Raw genomic sequence first — 16,367 nt, forward strand, 5'->3', positions numbered from 1 at the left:
GCGCATTGGTCCATACCAAAATCAGCACACCCGTACGAGCCCGTCGCTCGTCCCCCCACGTCGGGCCCCTCCCCCCTGTCCGTAGACAGAACAGGACCCCTCGTGAGACAGGTTCCGGTGCGACGCCGTCTGCTCGCCGTCTGCTGTGTGTCCGCTTTCCTCGCCGCGGGCTGCGGCCTGCTGCCGGGTGGCGACGAACGCCACACCGTCACCGTGTGGCTGATGAAGGGCAGTGCCTCGCAGGACTTCCTGGACCGCTTCGCCGACGACTTCGAGCGGGGCCACCAGGACATCCGCCTCGAATTCCGCATCCAGGAATGGACCGGGATCGTCGAGAAGGTGCAGAAGACGCTCAGGGGCGACCCCGGGTCGGGTCCCGACGTCATCGAGGTCGGCAACACCCAGGTCTCGCAGTACGTCGAGGGCGGGCGGCTGACCGACCTGTCGCTGGAGTCGCTGCGCGACTGGGGCAAGCAGGACTGGCTGCCCGGCCTCGCCGAACCCGGCCAGGAGGGCTCCCGCCAGTTCGGCGTTCCCTGGTACGCCGCCAACCGCGTCGTCATCTACCGCAAGGACCTGTTCCAGCAGGCAGGTATCGGCCGGCCGCCCAGGACCCGCGACGAATGGCTCGCCGACACCGAGAAGCTGGACCAGGGCGGCACCCAGGGCATCTACCTCGCCGGCCAGGACTGGTACACGCTCTCCGGGTTCATCTGGGACGAGGGCGGCGAACTCGCCGAGGAGAAGGACGGTGTGTGGAAGGGCGCCCTGGACAGCCCGGCGGCGCTGCGCGGCATGGACTTCTACCGTCGGCTCCAGTCGCTCGGCGCGGGCCCCGTCGGCGCCGACGAGGAACACCCGCCCCAGGCAGGCGTGTTCGCGCAGGGCGAGGTCGCGCAGATCGTGGCCGTACCCGGACTGACCCAGACCATCCTCCAGCACAATCCCGAACTCAAGGGCAAACTGGGCTACTTCCCGGTGCCCGGCCCGACCGCCGACCGGCCGGGGGCCATGTTCACCGGCGGCTCCGACCTGGTCGTGCCGGAGAACACCGACGACCGGGACGGAGCCGTGGCCGTCGTCGCCGCGCTCACCGGGGCCAAGTGGAACACCGAACTGGCCCGCGCCATGAACTACGTGCCCAACAAGGCGACGCTGGCGAGCGCGGTCGACGGCTCGGAGGGGGCCGCCGCCATGGCGGCCGGTGCCGCGCACGGCCGGGCGACCCCCAACACGCCTCAGTGGACCGAGGTCGAGGCGGAGAACCCGATCAAGCCGTACATGACCGAGGTGCTCGGCGGCGCGGACCCCGCGACCGCGGCCCGCCGCGCCTCCGAGCAGATCACGCAGAAGCTCGCCCCGGCCTTCGGGTGACTCACCGGACGGTGCTGAGCGACAGGGCGAAGCGGCCAGCGGTGTCGGTCCACCAGTGGGTCAGCTCAAGCCCGGCGGCTGCCAGTTCCGCACTCACGCCGCTCTTGCGGAACTTCGCCGACACCTCGGTGCGCAGTTCCTCGCCCGCCGCGAAGTCCACGGCGAGGTCCAGCGCCGGGACCTTCACCGTCTGCGCCGTGCGGGCGCGCAGCCGCATCTCGATCCACTCGTGCCGCGCGTCCCACACGGCCACGTGGTCGAACGCCTCCGGCTCGAAGTCGGCGCCCAACTCGCGGTTGACGACGGCCAGTACGTTCTTGTCGAACTCGGCCGTCACCCCCGCCGCGTCGTCGTACGCGTGGACCAGGGTCCGTTCGTCCTTGACCAGGTCCGTGCCGAGCAGCAGGGTGTCGCCCGGCGACAGCAGACGGCGCACCGAGGCCAGGAAGGCGGCCCGTTCCGCGGGCAGCAGGTTGCCGATGGTGCCGCCGAGGAACGCCAGCAGCCTGGGGCCGGGCGTCGACGGCAACGCCAGATCTGCCGTGAAGTCCGCGATCAGGGCGTGCACGGCGAGGCCCGGCCGCTCCTCGATCAGGGCCCGGGCGGCCTGGGTGAGCGCGCTCTCGCTGACGTCCACCGGGACGTAGACGCGCAGCGCGGTGAGGGCGTCGATCAGGTGCCGGGTCTTCTCCGAGGAGCCGGAGCCCAGCTCGACCAGGGTGCGGGCGCGGGCCGCGGCGGCGATCTCGTCGGCCCGGGCGAGCAGGATCTCCCGCTCGGCCCGCGTCGGGTAGTACTCGGGCAGTTCGGTGATCCGCTCGAACAGTTCGCTGCCCTTCGCGTCGTAGAACCACTTCGGCGGCAGCGTCTTGGGGGTCGAGGTCAGGCCGCGGCGGACGTCGGCGCGCAGCGCCGCGTCCGTGGCGTCCTCCGGGAGGGTGCGGGTGACGTGCAGGGAAGTCACGTGCAGGGCTCCTTACGTGCGGGTGCCGGGTCCTTGAGCGAGGTGAGCCGGACCTCGGTGCGGTCCGCCCTGAGCAGGGTGCGGTCGGGGACCTCCCGCCAGCGCGGATCGTCGTCGTACGGTTCGGAGGCGACGACGGTGGCGCCGTCCGGTTCGGTCAGGTACCAGAGGGTGTCGCCCCAGGCGGTGGCCAGGATCGCGGTGCCGTCGGTCAGCAGCAGGTTGAGCCGGGAGGCCGGGGCCGCCTCGGCCAGCTCACGGACCGTGCCGGCCAGCGCGCCGCCGGGGTCCTCACCCGCGCGCAGCCGGTGCAGCAGCAGCGCCCAGACGAACGCCGAGTCGGTGCGCGCGGCCAGCGACAGCATCTCGACCGGCGGCAGATCGGGGACCAGCGGCGCCGCCGACGCGGGCCAGCCGGCCACGGCGCCGTTGTGGCTGAACAGCCAGCGGTCCCCGGCGAACGGCGCCGCCGCGGCCTCCCCGTCCGCGCCCGGCAGGGTCGCGTCGCGTACGGCGGCGAGCAGCGCGCCGGTGCGCACGACCCGGGCCAGGTCGGCGAAGGACGCGTCGGCCCAGATCGGCCCCGACCGCCGGTAGCGGGCGGGCACCGGGTCGCCCGGCGCGTACCAGCCCACCCCGAAACCGTCCGCGTTGACCGTCCCGTGCCGTTGCCGCCGCGGTGCCCACGACTGCCGGTACAGGCCGTGCGGTGGGTCCACCAGGAGCCGGCCGAGCGGCTCCTCGGGGCCCAGACAGGCCAGGTGCCGGCACATCAGACGGCCTCCGAGCGGGCGGTGCGGAACCCGGAGAAGATCTGCCGCCGGATCGGATAGTCCCAGTTGCGGAACGTGCTCCGGCAGGCCACCTGGTCCACCGCGAACGAGCCGCCGCGCAGCACCTTGTACTCGGGCCCGAAGAACACCTCCGAGTACTCCTTGTACGGGAACGCGGCGAACCCCGGGTAGGGCAGGAAGTCGCTCGCCGTCCACTCCCACACGTCACCGATCAACTGCCGTACGCCCAGCGGCGACGCACCGGCCGGATAGCTGCCGGCCGGGGCCGGGCGCAGATGGCGCTGGCCCAGGTTGGCCTGGTCGGGCGACGGGTCGTCGTCGCCCCACGGGTAGCGCGTCGAACGGCCCTGGACCGGATCGTGCCGGGCGGCCTTCTCCCACTCCGCCTCGGTGGGCAGCCGGCGCCCGGCCCAGCGCGCGTACGCGTCCGCCTCGTACCAGCACACGTGCAGCACCGGCTCGTCGGGCGGGACGACCTCGGTGACACCGAAGCGGCGGCGCAGCCACTGCCCGCCCTCGCGGTGCCAGAACAGCGGGGCGGCGATGTCGTGCCGGCGGATGTGCGCCCAGCCCGCCGGCGCCCACCAGCGTTCCTCGGTGTAGCCGCCGTCCTCGATGAACTCCTGGTACGCGGCGTTGGTCACCGGAGTCGTGTCGATGCGGAACGGTGCCACCTCACGCCGGTGCGCCGGACGTTCGTTGTCCAGCGCCCACGGTTCGGTGGAGGTGCCCATGATGAACGGGCCGCCGGGGACCAGGACTTCGGCCGGTCCGTCGAACGGCGGTGCCGGGGCCGGGTCGGGCGCGTGGAGCGCCTGTGGGCCCGTGCGCAGCTGGTGGGTGATCAGCATCGTCTCGTCGTGCTGCTGTTCGTGCTGCGCGATCATCCCGAAGGCGAAGCCCGCCTCGGTCAGCGGACTCCCACGGAACGCGGCGCCCTCCAGCAGGTCGAGGGCGCGGCCACGCACCTCGGCCGCGTATCTGCGGGCCTCGGCCGGCGGCAGCAGCGGCAGCGTGGGCCGTTCGGCCCGCGGGTGCTCGAAGGCGTCGTAGAGGCCGTCTATCTCGGGCCGTATCGCCTCCCGCCCGCCGACCGCCCGCAGCAGCCACAGCTCCTCCTGGTTGCCGATGTGGGCGAGGTCCCACACCAGCGGGGACATCAGCGGCGAGTGCTGCGCGGTGAGGTCGGGCTCCTCGACGCAGCTGGTCAGCAGCGTGGTGCGGGCCCGGGCCCGGGTGAGCGAGGCCAGCGCGCGTTCGCGGACGGCTTCGCCGTCCGGCGCGGAGGTGACGGCCGCGCCGTCCATCTCGGGGGTCATACGGGGAAGTCCTTCCCGTGAGCGGAGTGCGCGCCGGTCGGGCGGAGCCGGGTCCGTCCGTCCAGGGTGCGCACGTCGTCGAGCAGGTCGTCGGCGGGGCAGCGGCCCCGGCGGACGTAGCGGTCGAGGTATGCCGCGACGGCGTCCGTGACCTCGGTGGTGGCGCCGATCCTGGGCAGCGCCTCCACGGCCGCCGCGAAACAGCCGACCGCCGCGTCGCGCAGTTCGGGGTCGCCGAGGCCGGTGCGGGCCGCGTCGAGCCACAGCGGATTGTGCGGCGCGGGTTGTGCCTGCGAGCGCTCGGCCAGGTGCTTCACGGCCCGGTAGGCGGTCTCGGCCGCCTGCGGGTCGTCGAACAGCGCGGTCGTCACCGCGAGCGGGACGATCCAGCCGTCCTCGCCGGGCTGCGCGTCGATCATGCGCAGCTCCAGGTGACCGCGTGGTCTGACCGGCGGGAACAGGGTCGTCAGGTGGTAGTCGAGGTCTTCCCTGGTGGGCGCCCGCGGCGTCCGCGACCGGGTCCAGTCGCGGAAGCTGAGCCCGTCGGGGACCTCCCACGGACCGCCGTCCCGGCGCACGCACATCACCGGCGCGTCCAGGACGTGCCGGGCCCAGGCGCCGCGCGGCTCCCCGGTCAGCGGGGGCGCGCCCGCCCGGCCGGGCCCGATCTCCATCCACAGCAGCTGCCGCGTGGAGCGCCAGCCGGTGGGCCGGCGCGCGGCCATCGGGGAGTTGGCGAACGCGGCCACCAGGACCGGACCCAGCTGGTGCGCGAGCCACCAGCGCCGCCCGTGGCCGAGCGGCCCCGGTTCCTCGTAGCCGGCGTCCAGGCACACCTGCACGGAGGCCGAGGCGCACATCATGTGGCGGCCTGCCGGGCCGGTGCGGTCGAGGCACACCTCCATCGCCTCGTAGCGCGGCTCGCGCAGGAAGCGGCGGGGCGGGTGCCAGGGATCGTGGCCGATGCCGACCAGGTCGAGGCCGTCGCCGCGCAGTACCGCGCGGACGGCGTCGAGATCGGCGGAGACGGTGCCTATGCACTCCATCAGGGAGGCGGCGGGCGGCGAACTCAGCTCCAGCTGGCCGCCGGGCTCGACGGTGAGCGCCGACCTCAGGTGCACGGGCCGTAGTGCGGCGTAGGCCGCTTCGAGTCGTTCGGGTGTCACGGGGAGCTGCGGGGTCCGCAGCTCGTGTACGAGCCATTCCAGTTCCACGCCGACGGTGCGGGGCGGGCCGGTCTTGAAGCAGATGCCGCGGACCAGCGCCTCGACCTCGGCCTCGGTGAGAGCGGTACGGGGGTCCGTACAGTCACTCGCCGAAGCGGTAGATGCATCCGACATGTCGGGATCCTCCTGAGATTCCACCATGCCACCGGCCCGGAATCCGGTGGGGCCGGGCAGGCACTCGTCCCACCCAAGACCCTGAAAGTGATTCGCACAAGAGTGCGCTACCGGACGTTCCGGATCGGTCACCTCCGTTTCCGTGGGCGTTGCCGGCACGTTCCGCGGGCGGGGAAACCCCGTTGCACCGCAGCACCAGCATCACCCACGACGCGTCCATGAGCACGACGGGGACGAGCGCGGGGCCTGTGTCCAGGGCTTTCGCGGAGACCGCGGCATGAGCGTGCGCCTGCGCGCGGTGGCGCGCGAAACCGAGCGGATCGTGGCGGACGGGGCCTGTCGCGCACCGGGCGGGCACGAGGTCGCGGCGGCCGTGGCGATCGAGGCGGCGCGCGACGGCACGCGGACGCACGGACCGGGCCCGGTGGAGGTGCCGTCGGGGGCTGCGACCACCACCGCGCCCACCGCGACCCGTTCTAGGCCGACCGGGTCATCCACTCAGCGGCCGTGCCCGTCTTCCCGGACGACCGCGGCGCCCTGCTCGACGAGCCGTTCACGGCCGGATTCCGCACGGCCGCGGCGCCGAACGCCGGGGTCGTGCGGCGCTCGGCGCCGCAGCGCGCGGGCGAATCGTGGCGTCGCCTTCGTTCGCCGCGTCCGTCGCGTCTGCCGCGTCCGCCTCCGGCGGTCCTCGACTGCCGCAGGCGCCCCCGCCGCGCGGGCCGAGCGGGTCCTGGACGTCGCGGCGGCGCACGGCTACCGGCGGCCGGTGCTGGGAGCCTGGGGCTGCGGGGTGTTCCAGAACGACCCCGTCCAGGTGGCGGGCGCCTTCCGTGCGCTGCTCCGCCCCGGCGGGCGATTCGCGCAGACATTCGAACATGGGGTGTTCGGGGCGCTGGACCGCACGCCGGGAGCCGTGGTGCGGAACGCCTTCGCACGGGCGTTCAGCCTGCCGCGGCGCGAGCCGTAGCGCCTTCGCGGCTGCCCGCGGCGGCAGGCCGCGGCGCCTCCGCCGCGGCTACCGCGCCGTGCGGCACGCGGGCGCCTCAACGCCAGCCGTAGCGCTCCCGCAGCCGGTGCACCACCAGGTTGAACCGCATCCGGTCCAGGGCGCACGCCTCCCGGCGCATGCCCTCCTCGCGCAGCCGCAGCACCCGGTCCACGTCCACCCAGGAGTCGCGCCCCGACCTGTCCCACGGCCCGCTGCCGATCGGCACCCACTCGCGGTCGCCGTCGTGCCGCTTGCTCGACAACTGCACCGCGAGCAGCGTGCCGGCCGCCTCCCGGGCCACGACCAGCACCGGCCGGTCCTTGCCGCGCCCGTCGTTCTCCTCGAACGGCACCCAGGTCCACACGATCTCTCCGGGATCGGGGTCGCCGTCGTGCGCGGGCGCGTACTCGGTACGCACCGGGCCCACGTCGTGCGCGTCGGCCTCGGTGGTGGCGGAGGGGCCGTAGCGGCCCGGAATGTCCTCATCGGCAAAGGCAGTCACGGGGGAACCCTAAGGGGTCCCCCCGCCGCACCCGCGTGGGGTCACCCCCGATCCGTCGTCACCGGCACATGCTGGGTCCGGGGCGCCCCGGCCGCGCCGCCTTCCGCGGAAGTCCCGTTCGGGGGCCGGTCGTTGTGCGCCTGGCCGTTCTGGTTCATCGAGGCGAGCAGCTGACGGGCCAGCCCCAGCCCGGTGCCGCCCATGGTGAGCGCCTTCGCGAACACGTCCGCCATGCCGTCGGCGCCGTTCAGCAGCACCATGTTGTCCACAGTGCCGAAGGCCGACGCGCCCGCCCGGACGATCTCCGGCCAGTTCTCGGCGAGTTGCTGGGCCACGACGGCCTCCTGGTTCTCGGCGAGGGCCGCCGCCCGAGCCTTGATGGCCTCGGCCTCCGCGAGCCCCTTGGCCCGGGTCGCCTCGGCGTCCGCCAGGCCCTTCGCCTGCGCCGCGGCAGCCTCGGCCTCACCGGTCGCCCGGGTCGCCGCCGCGCCGGCCGCGCCCCGGCTCTTGGTGGCCTCGGCCTCCGCGCTGGCGGCCGTCTTCACCCGGGTCGCCTCGGCCGCCGCCGCCAGCTCCGTCTCCTTCGCCTTGGCCTGCGCCGCGGAGATCCGGGCGTCCCGCTCGGCCTCGGCCAGGGTGCGCTTCTCGTACGCCTGGGCGTCGGCGGGCTTGCGCACGTCCGCCTGGAGTTGCTGTTCGCGCCGGTCCGCCTCCAACTCGGCCACCCGGGTCTCCTGGACGACGACCTCCTGCCGGGCGCCCGCTTCGGCGAGTGGGCCGGCCTGCCGGGCCTTCGCCGCCGCCTTGTCCCGTTCGGCCTGGTAACCGGCCTGAAGTATCTCGCTGTCCCGGGTGGCCTCGGCCATCCGCGCGAACGACTGCTGCTCCGCCTCGGTGGCGAGCCGGTTCGCCTCCGCCTGCGCGATGCGCGCGTCCCGCTGCACGGCCGCCGCGTGCGGCGCGGCCAGGTTCTGGATGTAGCCGCTCGGGTCCTCGATCTCGTGGATCTGCAGCGAGTCGACGATCAGCCCCAGCTTCTCCATCTCCGTACCGCAGGCCGCCCGGGTCTGCCCGGTGAGCTTCTCCCGGTCGCGGATCATGTCCTCGACGGTCAGGCCGCCCACGATGGAGCGCAGATGACCGGCGAAGACGTTGTGCACCCGCTCGGACATCAGCCTCTGCTGGTCCAGGAACCTGCGGGCCGCGTTGGCGATCGACACGAAGTCGTCGCCGACCTTGAAGATGACCACGCCCCGCACCTTGAGCGGGATGCCCTGGTGGGTCACGCAGTCCACGTGCAGTTCGGTCTCGTTCAGATCGAGGGAGAGCCTGCGCACCGCCTGGACGCCGGGCAGCACCAGCGTGCCGCGCCCGGTGACGATACGGAAACCCATGCCATCCTCAAGGCCCTCGGTACGGTGTGTGGAACCGGAGATGATGAGCGCCTCGTTCGGCTCCGCGACCCGCCACATCATCTTGAACAGTGCGATCAACGCGAGAACGGCAACGACGACCGCCCCCGCCACAATGCCGACGAACATCGGCCTGCGCCCCCTTGGCCGGGTGCCTGTTCGGCACCGAACGAAGGGAGTGTCCGCCCGCCGCGGCCACCCGTGAAGACGCCGGCGGATCCTTGTCGCAATCTTGACGCACCCCGCCCTCACCTGGGGCGGAGCATGCTCAACTGTCGTAGGCGGCCGTGACGTACACCGTTCTCGGCGGCAGGTACTCCACCACCATCACCACCGTGCCCGGCTCGATCCGGACCGCTCCGGTCGCGGCGTAGGCGAGGAAGTGCTCCGCGCCCCCGCGCACCCGCACGATCACCTCGCCGACCAGCCCGGGTCCCACCGTCCCGGTGACCCGCCCCATGAGCCCGACCATCGACGCATCACCCATGGCCACAGGGTACGGGCCAGGGGCCGTCGAACGGTCGGGTGTCGACCGGTCCGATGCTCCGGCACCCGGGTCGGCGGGGCCGGGGGAGCCGTGCGCCGCCACGCCCGTACACGCCCGTCGGCGCACGGGCGCGTGGACGGCGATGATCCGCTCCGTCAGGCCGAATCGTCGGGGACGGCGACGGCCTGGGGCCGGGGCGACCCGGTCCTGGGCCAGGGGCGGCTGGTGAAGCGCTCGATGTCCGAGTTGAACTGCCGCAGGTCCGCGATGAACCGCAGCCGGCGCTCGGGGGGCCAGTCGGCGACGACCTGCGTGAGGCCGTCGACGATGGTCTCCCGCTGCACGGCGAGCCGCCGTAGCCCTTCGCCGGTGATGCGGTACTTGCGGGCCATCCCGCCGTCCGGATCGGGCGTCCGCTCCACCAGTCCCTGACGCAGCAGGGCCGAGGTCTGCCGGGTGAACGTCGACGCGACCAGTCCGAATGCCTCGACGAAGTCCGGCACGGACATCGGCCCCTGCACCTCCAGCCGGCTGAGCAGGACATACGCGCTGCGGTCCAGCTCGTCGCCGCCGCGCACCCCGCGCGACGTCATCTCCCGGTGGCGCGTCAGGATCAGCAGCTCCAGTTCGATGCGTTCCCCCGCTTCACGCGCATCCACTCCGGTGCCCCTCCGTCCCCCGTGACCGTGTGCTCTCCCGTTGGTGACTGTGCGCTTCACCTTAGGTGAAAACACGCCAATGGACGAGAAGTGCATCATGCACACTTGATGCAGGATGCACAATGTGAATAGCGTCCTGTCTGTGACCGCGTCCGCGTCTGTCCGCCGCGCTCTCACCTCACCCCCGTCTCACCCCCGTCCCGAATCACCTCCCACCCGGAATCACCCCCACCCCGAATCTCCAGCCCCCACGAGGAGAAACAGATGCGACCCAACGACCAGACCCTGCGCCTGCCCCTGCCCAGCGACAGCCCCCTGGAGCCGCCCGCCGAGTGGGAGCGGCTGCGCCGGCAGTGTCCGGTGGCCACCGTCGAACTCCCCAGCGGCGACGAGGCGACCCTCCTGACCCGCTACGACCACGTCAAGTCGGTCCTCTCCGACGCCCGTTTCACCCGCCCCAAGGCCGGTGAGGGCGCCGCCAGGATCGCCCCCGAGGGCGCGGGCGGCCCCGCCGCCGACGGCGAGGGCGCACTGACCCTGCCGGACCGGGGCGAGCCGCACCTGCGGTGGCGGCGCCAGGTGGGCAAGTACTTCACCGCCAAGCGCATGACGGCGCTGCGCCCCGGCATGGTGGCGACCGCCGGACAACTGGTGGACGACATGATCGCGCGGGGCGCGCCGGGCGACCTCAGGGCCAGTCTCGGCTTCCCGCTGCCCGTCTACGTGATCTGCGACATCCTGGGCGTCCCCGCCGAGGACCGGGAGCGCTTCTCCCACTGGTCCGACGCCTTCCTGAACGTCACCCGCCTCACCGGTGAGCAGGCGAGGGCGGAGCACGACGAGTTCGCCGAGTACATGGCCGCACACATCGAGGCGACCCGGAAGCGGCCCGGCGACGACCTGATGAGCATGCTGATCAAGGGGAGCGAGCCGGAGGGCCAGGGGCTGACGGACGAGGAACTCGTCGCCACCGGCATGGGCCTGCTGGTCGCCGGGCACGAGACCACCGCGAACATGATCGGCAAGATGGTCTGCCTGCTGCTCGCCGACCGCAGCCGGTGGGAGCGGCTGCTGGCCGACCCCGGCCTGGTGCGCACCGCGGTGGAGGAATCGCTCCGCTTCGACGTCAACGTCGGCTTCGGCATGCGGCGTTACCTCACCGAGGACATCGAGGTCGAGGGCGAACTGCTGCCCAGTGGAACCACCGTCGTGTGCAGCATGGCCGCCGCCAACCGCGACGAACGGGCCTTCGCCGACGCGGGCCGGATGGACCTCACCCGGTCCCCGAACCCGCATCTGACGTTCGGCGCCGGGCCGCACTCCTGTCTGGGCCAGGCGTTGGCCCGCACGGAACTCCAGGTCGCCCTGGAGGTCCTGCTGCACAAGGTGCCCACCCTCCGCCTGGACGTGCCCGCCGAGGAACTGCCGCGTATCGAGGGTCTGCTGGTGACCGGACCGAGCACGGTGGCGGTGCGCTGGTGAGGGGAGCGCACCCGGAGGAAAGGACCGTCCAGTGAAGATCACTGTGGATCAGGACCGTTGCTGCGGTGCCGGTCAGTGCGTACTGACCGCGCCGGAGGTGTTCGACCAGCGGGACGAGGACGGCGTCGTCGTCCTGCTCGACGCGGGGCCCGCACCGGAGCTGCACGCGGCCGTGCGGGAGGCCGCGGCCGTCTGCCCGGCGGCTGCCATCACGGTGGCCGAGGAGACCCCTGCCTGAGTCGCGCGGCGTCTTCGCCCGCGGCACCGGCTGACAGGAGAGGGACCGGCCCAGCCGCGCACCGCCGGGATTCCGGCCACCGGCTGGGCCGTCCGCCCATGCTCCGAACCGCCGGGGCCCCGATCCCGAACCCGGAAGTGGGCCTCGTCCCCCCTGTCAGACCCGACAGCAGGGCCGGCCCACCGACCGCTGGATCCGCCTACGTGGATCCCTCACCTCGGGCCCCCGCCCGCCGTATCACCCCTGACCTTCCCCCCGCCCGGCCGCATGACGCCCTGCAACACCGGGCACCCCACCCCACCCCACCCCACCGCGCGGCCCGTCACGCGCTCGTCCCACCCCGCCCGGCGAACGCGCGCCCGACCGACCCCGCCCACAGCCCCCGGCAAAGCCTCCCGACCGACCCCCGGCAGCCCGCCCGAAAGGAACAAGGACGCCCATGCCCGCCCCTCGCACCGAGCCGTCGCAGCCCGCCTCCCACCCGCACGAGCAGGACCCTGACCTGAACTTGGACCTGAACTTGGACTTGGACGCCCTGCGGGCGAAGTACCGGGCGGAACGAGACCGCCGGATCCGCCCCGACGGGAACGCCCAGTACCGGCGCCCGACCGGCGAGTTCGCGTCCTTCGACGAAGACCCGTACGCCGACCCGGAGTTCACCCGGGAACCCAGGCGCGACCGGGTGGAAGCGCTCGTCGTGGGCGGCGGGTTCGGCGGGCTGCTGGCCGGCGCGCGGCTGCGCCAGGCCGGCGTGGACTCGATCCGGATCGTCGAGAAGGGCGCGGACTTCGGCGGCACCTGGTACTGGAACCGCTACCCGGGCATCCACTGCGACATCGAGTCGTACGTCTATCTGCCCCTGCTGGAGGAGGTCGGCCACGTCCCGGCGTGGAAGTACGCGCCGGGGGAGGAGATCCGGCAGCACGCGCGGGCCGTCGCCCGCCGCTTCGGCCTCTACGACGACGCCTGCTTCCAGACCGTGGTGACCGAACTGCGCTGGGACGAGGGCGCCTGCGAGTGGCTCGTCAGCACCGATCGCGGGGACCTGATCCGGGCCCGGTACGTGGTCACCGCCACCGGTGTGCTCAGCTCGGTCAAACTGCCCGGCATCCCCGGTGCGGAGACCTTCCGGGGCCACATGTTCCACACGAGCCGCTGGGACTACGCCTACACCGGAGGCGACGCGAACGGCGGACTCGGCGGGCTCGCCGACAAGCGGGTGGCCCTCATAGGCACCGGCGCCACCGCCGTCCAGTGCGTGCCGCACCTGGCCGCCGACGCCCGGCACCTGTACGTCTTCCAGCGCACCCCGTCCTCCGTCGACGTACGCGGCAACCGGCCCACCGACCCGGACTGGGCCGCCTCCCTGGAGCCGGGCTGGGCCCGGCGGCGTCGTGACAACTTCCTCCAGATCGTCTCCGGGGTCCGCGTGGCCGAGGACCTGGTGGACGACGCCTGGACCTCCAGCGCCCGGCTCCAGGAGAAGATGGTCCCGAACGACAGCTACGCGCAGGTCCCGCCCGAGGAACGCGAACGGGCCTACGAGATCGCCGACTTCCAGAAGATGGACGAGCTGCGCGCCCGGGTGGACGACCTCGTCACGGACTCGGCGACGGCCGAGAAGCTCAAACCCTGGTACCGGTACATGTGCAAGCGGCCCACGTTCAGCGACACGTATCTGCAGACCTTCAACCGGCCGAACGTCACCCTCGTCGACACCGCCGACACCCATGGCGTCGAGCGGATCACCGAGCACGCCGTCGAGGTCGGCGGGACGGCGTACGAGGTGGACTGCATCGTCTTCGGTACCGGTTTCGAGGTCGGTGCCTCCGGGCTGCTGTCCGGCCGGCTGCCCGCGTACGGCCGGGGCGGTGTCGGGCTGCGGGAGGCGTGGCGGGACGGGCCGCGGACCCTGCACGGGTTCTACAGCCACGGCTTCCCCAATCTGTTCCAGCTCGGACCGTTGCAGAACGCCGCCGCGGTCAACTACGTCCACGTCCTCGACGAACAGGCCGTCCACGTGGCCGAGGTGGTGGCGCGGGCCCGCGAACGGCGGGCCCGGTACGTCGAGCCGTCCCCCGGCGCCGAGGCCGCGTGGGTGGCCGAGATCCGGGAGAACGGCACGGACCTGGCGGCTTTCCACGCCGAGTGCACCCCCGGCTACTACAACAACGAGGGCCGGCCGAACCCGGCCGGGCAGCGGTACGCGGACGGGCCGGTCGCCTTTCACGGACTGCTGCGGCGCTGGCGCGCCGAGGACGGGATGCGCGACGTCCTGGTCGAGGGGGAGTGAACGCCGGCCACGGCGCTGGGGAGGCCGGGTCCGGCCTCCCCAGCCGGTTCGACGAGACGGGCCGCAGCCGCACCACGAGCACGCGCTGGGCGGCCCGGCGGCTCAACCCGCCCAACCGGCTGTGGGGTTCGAACGGCGTGGCGTTCGGGCCGGACGGCCGCCTGTACGTCGCCCAGTTCCTCGCCGGGCAGATCAGCGCCGTGGACCCGGCGACGGGGGACGTCGAGGTGGTCGTCCCGATGGACGGGCCCGTGCAGTCGCCCGACGACCTCGCCTTCGGCGCGGACGGTTCGATGTACATCGCGGACCTGATTCCCGGCCGGGTGTGGCGGCGCGACCCGCGGGGCACGTACACGCTGGTCCGGTCGGACGTGGTCAACCCCAACGGCATCACCTGCGTCGGCGACCGCCTCTTCGTGAACGAGATGAAGCCCGACGGCCGCCTGCTGGAACTCTTCCCCGACGGCCGCGACCCGGTGGTGCTCACCCGGGGCCTGGCGCTCGGCAACGCGATGCAACTCGGCCCCGACGGTCACCTCTATTACCCGCACATGATGAGCGGCGCCGACCCCCTGAACACCGGGCAGGTCTGGCGGATCCCGCCGGACGGCGGCAGTCCCGAACTGGTCGCGGACGACGTGCTCCAGCCGGTCGCGGTCCGCTTCGACCGCGGCGGTGTGCTGCACGTGCTCTCGCGCGGTCCGGAGGGCGTCGTCACCCGGATCGACCTCCACGGGAGCGGCGCCCGCTCCCTGGTCACCAGCGGGCTGACCGGCCTGGACAACGCCGCGTTCGACGCGGAGAACCGCATGTTCGTCTCCAGCTACGCCAGCGGCGGCGTCACGGAACTGCACCCTGACGGCCGGACCCGTCAGCTCGTGCCCACGGGACTCGACGGTCCCTACGGCGTCACGGTCGACCTCGGCGGCGGGGTGTACGCCGCCGACCACTACCGGATCGCGAGCCCGGCATCCGACGACGGGCGCGGACCGGGCGGGCCACCGGACGGGGCCGGGTCCACGGGGTCACCACCGGACGGGTCCGGGTCCGGGCCCGCCGGGGTGACCACCCGGATCCTCCTGCCGTTCGCCCATGGCATCGCCGCCGACGGCGCGCTGCTGCACTCCACCTCGCAGTACGGCGAGGTACGCACGCACGACACCGGGACGGGCGCCACCCGGGTGCGGGCCACGGGCCTGCGGCGGCCCCTCGGCATCACCGTGGGACCGGACGGCTCGCTCGTCGTGGCCGAGGCGGACGCCGGGCGCATCGTGGCGATCGACGGCCGTGACACGCTCACCGTCCGGGCCGAGGGGCTTTCCGGTCCGGTGGACGTCGTCTTCGACGGGCAGGGGCACTGCTATGTGAGCGACGACCGGCTGGGCGCGGTGCTCCGCCTCGACGGCGACGGGTCGGCGGTGGTCGTCGCCGACGGGCTCGGTGCCCCCGAGGGCCTGGTCGTGCTGGGCGACGAACTGTTCGCGGTGGAGCGCAGGCACCGCAGGCTGCTGGCGATCTCCCCCGGCACCGGCGAGTGGCGGGTGGACGCCGAGAACCTGCCGGTGGGCCCGCCGCCCGGTGTCGTGCCCCGTGCCGAGCCCGCGCTGTTCGCCGGCGGCATGCCGGGCGCACCCCGCGGCTTCGCGGGCCTCGCCGTCACCCCCGACGGCTGTCTGCTGCTCTCGGCCGACGGCGAGGGCACGGTCCTGCGGCTGGCTCCGGCCCGTCCGGCCGTCTGACGGTCCGGCCGGTCCCCTCCCCCTCGGGGCCGGCCGCACCGGGTCAGGCGCAGTACCGCAGGTCCGCCCAGACCACCGTGCCCTGGGTCCGGGTGGACCGGTCGGCCCCCCAGGCCGCGGAGAGCTGGTGGACCAGCAGCAGCCCCCGTCCGCCCTCGTCACGGGGGCCGGGGTGGCGACCGGTCGGACGGCCCGTGGTGTGGTCGTCGTCGTGCACCTCGATGCGCAGGCTGTCGTCGCCGGCCAGGGATATACCGCACAGGAAGCGCCTGCTGCCCGTGTGGATGACGGCGTTGGTGGCCAGCTCGGAGACGAGCAGCACGGCATCGCAGCACAGGTCGCCGGGCACCCGCCACGAGCACAGCCGCTCGCGCACGGTGTCCCGCGCCGCTTTCACGCTGGTGCGCAGCGCGGGCAGGCCGAACCAGTGTTCCCGGTGCGAGAGAGCGGCAGTCGGGCGGTTGACGGTGGGGGTCGTGTGGGGGGTCACGGAGTTCGCCTTCCAAGGGGAACGGGCGCGGGGCGGAGCCGACAGCTACGGGAAAGCCCATGGGGGAGAGGCGCGTTCAGGGGATGACCCGTAATCCTGGCGCCCGGTGGCACCAACTCCCGTCCGGTTGACGGCAGATGGCGAGGCACCACGGCTGCGGCGAGTTTGCTCACACGGTCAACTATGCTCGGCACTCACTTCATACTGCAACCGTCTCTCTGATAATTTCAGCAAGTCGGTATCGGTCTGGCTTTCTCCTCAAGTGACTGTCAGACTCATGTGG

General features: G+C 73.0%; 15 protein-coding genes. 6 read left to right on the forward strand and 9 right to left on the reverse strand.

Annotated features, from left to right (window positions below; all coding sequences use genetic code 11):
* Positions 1–117 precede the first annotated feature (117 nt).
* Positions 118–1,374: an extracellular solute-binding protein gene (locus tag ACFC09_RS13105; protein ID WP_376526807.1), complete on the forward strand. Its 1,257-nt coding sequence runs from the start codon at positions 118–120 to the stop codon at positions 1,372–1,374.
* 1 nt (position 1,375) lies between these two features.
* Here the strand turns inward: ACFC09_RS13105 and egtD are convergent, their stop codons facing one another.
* The 4 genes from egtD to egtA are packed head-to-tail and all read right to left on the reverse strand — an operon-like array spanning position 1,376 to position 5,791.
* Positions 1,376–2,338: an L-histidine N(alpha)-methyltransferase gene (gene egtD, locus ACFC09_RS13110; protein ID WP_376526702.1), complete on the reverse strand. Its 963-nt coding sequence runs from the start codon at positions 2,336–2,338 to the stop codon at positions 1,376–1,378.
* Positions 2,335–3,111: an ergothioneine biosynthesis protein EgtC gene (egtC, locus tag ACFC09_RS13115; RefSeq protein WP_376526705.1), complete on the reverse strand. Its 777-nt coding sequence runs from the start codon at positions 3,109–3,111 to the stop codon at positions 2,335–2,337. Before egtC ends, egtD begins: the two co-directional genes overlap by 4 nt.
* Complete coding sequence (egtB, locus tag ACFC09_RS13120) at positions 3,111–4,451, reverse strand: ergothioneine biosynthesis protein EgtB (protein ID WP_376526708.1); 1,341 nt, start codon at positions 4,449–4,451, stop codon at positions 3,111–3,113. Before egtB ends, egtC begins: the two co-directional genes overlap by 1 nt.
* Positions 4,448–5,791, reverse strand: coding sequence for an ergothioneine biosynthesis glutamate--cysteine ligase EgtA (gene egtA, locus ACFC09_RS13125; RefSeq protein ID WP_376526711.1), 1,344 nt, complete (start codon positions 5,789–5,791; stop codon positions 4,448–4,450). The genes egtB and egtA overlap by 4 nt, the downstream gene beginning before the upstream one ends.
* 277 nt (positions 5,792–6,068) lie before the next feature.
* Between egtA and ACFC09_RS13130 the strand changes: the two genes are divergently transcribed.
* Positions 6,069–6,761 (forward strand): TIGR02452 family protein, encoded by a 693-nt coding sequence (locus ACFC09_RS13130; RefSeq protein WP_376526715.1) that lies wholly within the window; start codon positions 6,069–6,071, stop codon positions 6,759–6,761.
* A 76-nt stretch (positions 6,762–6,837) separates the two neighbouring features.
* On the opposite strand, the gene ACFC09_RS13135 is transcribed toward ACFC09_RS13130, so the two are convergent.
* From ACFC09_RS13135 to ACFC09_RS13150, 4 genes are all read right to left on the reverse strand, one after another.
* Positions 6,838–7,284, reverse strand: coding sequence for a type II toxin-antitoxin system PemK/MazF family toxin (locus ACFC09_RS13135; RefSeq protein WP_376526718.1), 447 nt, complete (start codon positions 7,282–7,284; stop codon positions 6,838–6,840).
* Between the two features lie 41 nt (positions 7,285–7,325).
* Positions 7,326–8,825, reverse strand: coding sequence for a flotillin family protein (locus tag ACFC09_RS13140; RefSeq protein ID WP_376526721.1), 1,500 nt, complete (start codon positions 8,823–8,825; stop codon positions 7,326–7,328).
* A gap of 139 nt (positions 8,826–8,964) precedes the next feature.
* The gene (locus ACFC09_RS13145; RefSeq protein ID WP_376526724.1) at positions 8,965–9,183 is read right to left on the reverse strand and encodes a hypothetical protein; all 219 of its coding nucleotides are present in this window, start codon (positions 9,181–9,183) and stop codon (positions 8,965–8,967) included.
* A 155-nt stretch (positions 9,184–9,338) separates the two neighbouring features.
* Complete coding sequence (locus tag ACFC09_RS13150) at positions 9,339–9,842, reverse strand: MarR family winged helix-turn-helix transcriptional regulator (protein WP_376526727.1); 504 nt, start codon at positions 9,840–9,842, stop codon at positions 9,339–9,341.
* A gap of 264 nt (positions 9,843–10,106) precedes the next feature.
* Between ACFC09_RS13150 and ACFC09_RS13155 the strand changes: the two genes are divergently transcribed.
* From ACFC09_RS13155 to ACFC09_RS13170, 4 genes are all read left to right on the forward strand, one after another.
* A complete protein-coding gene (locus ACFC09_RS13155; protein WP_376526730.1) occupies positions 10,107–11,324 on the forward strand; it encodes a cytochrome P450 in 1,218 nt (405 codons plus the stop codon).
* A 31-nt stretch (positions 11,325–11,355) separates the two neighbouring features.
* On the forward strand, positions 11,356–11,562 hold the full coding sequence (locus ACFC09_RS13160; protein WP_376526733.1) for a ferredoxin: 207 nt from the start codon (positions 11,356–11,358) through the stop codon (positions 11,560–11,562).
* A 439-nt stretch (positions 11,563–12,001) separates the two neighbouring features.
* Positions 12,002–13,855 carry a flavin-containing monooxygenase gene (locus ACFC09_RS13165; RefSeq protein ID WP_376526736.1) on the forward strand — a complete coding sequence of 618 codons (1,854 nt, stop codon included), beginning with the start codon at positions 12,002–12,004 and terminating at the stop codon, positions 13,853–13,855.
* Complete coding sequence (locus ACFC09_RS13170) at positions 13,852–15,594, forward strand: hypothetical protein (protein WP_376526739.1); 1,743 nt, start codon at positions 13,852–13,854, stop codon at positions 15,592–15,594. Before ACFC09_RS13165 ends, ACFC09_RS13170 begins: the two co-directional genes overlap by 4 nt.
* A 43-nt stretch (positions 15,595–15,637) precedes the next feature.
* Here ACFC09_RS13170 and ACFC09_RS13175 read toward each other — a convergent pair whose 3' ends face one another.
* Entirely contained in the window at positions 15,638–16,084 is a 447-nt protein-coding gene (locus tag ACFC09_RS13175) for an ATP-binding protein (RefSeq protein ID WP_376526742.1), read from the reverse strand.
* Positions 16,085–16,367 lie beyond the last annotated feature (283 nt).

Origin of the sequence: Streptomyces sp. NPDC056161 (assembly GCF_042268025.1) — a bacterium.
Lineage (GTDB): Bacteria > Actinomycetota > Actinomycetes > Streptomycetales > Streptomycetaceae > Streptomyces.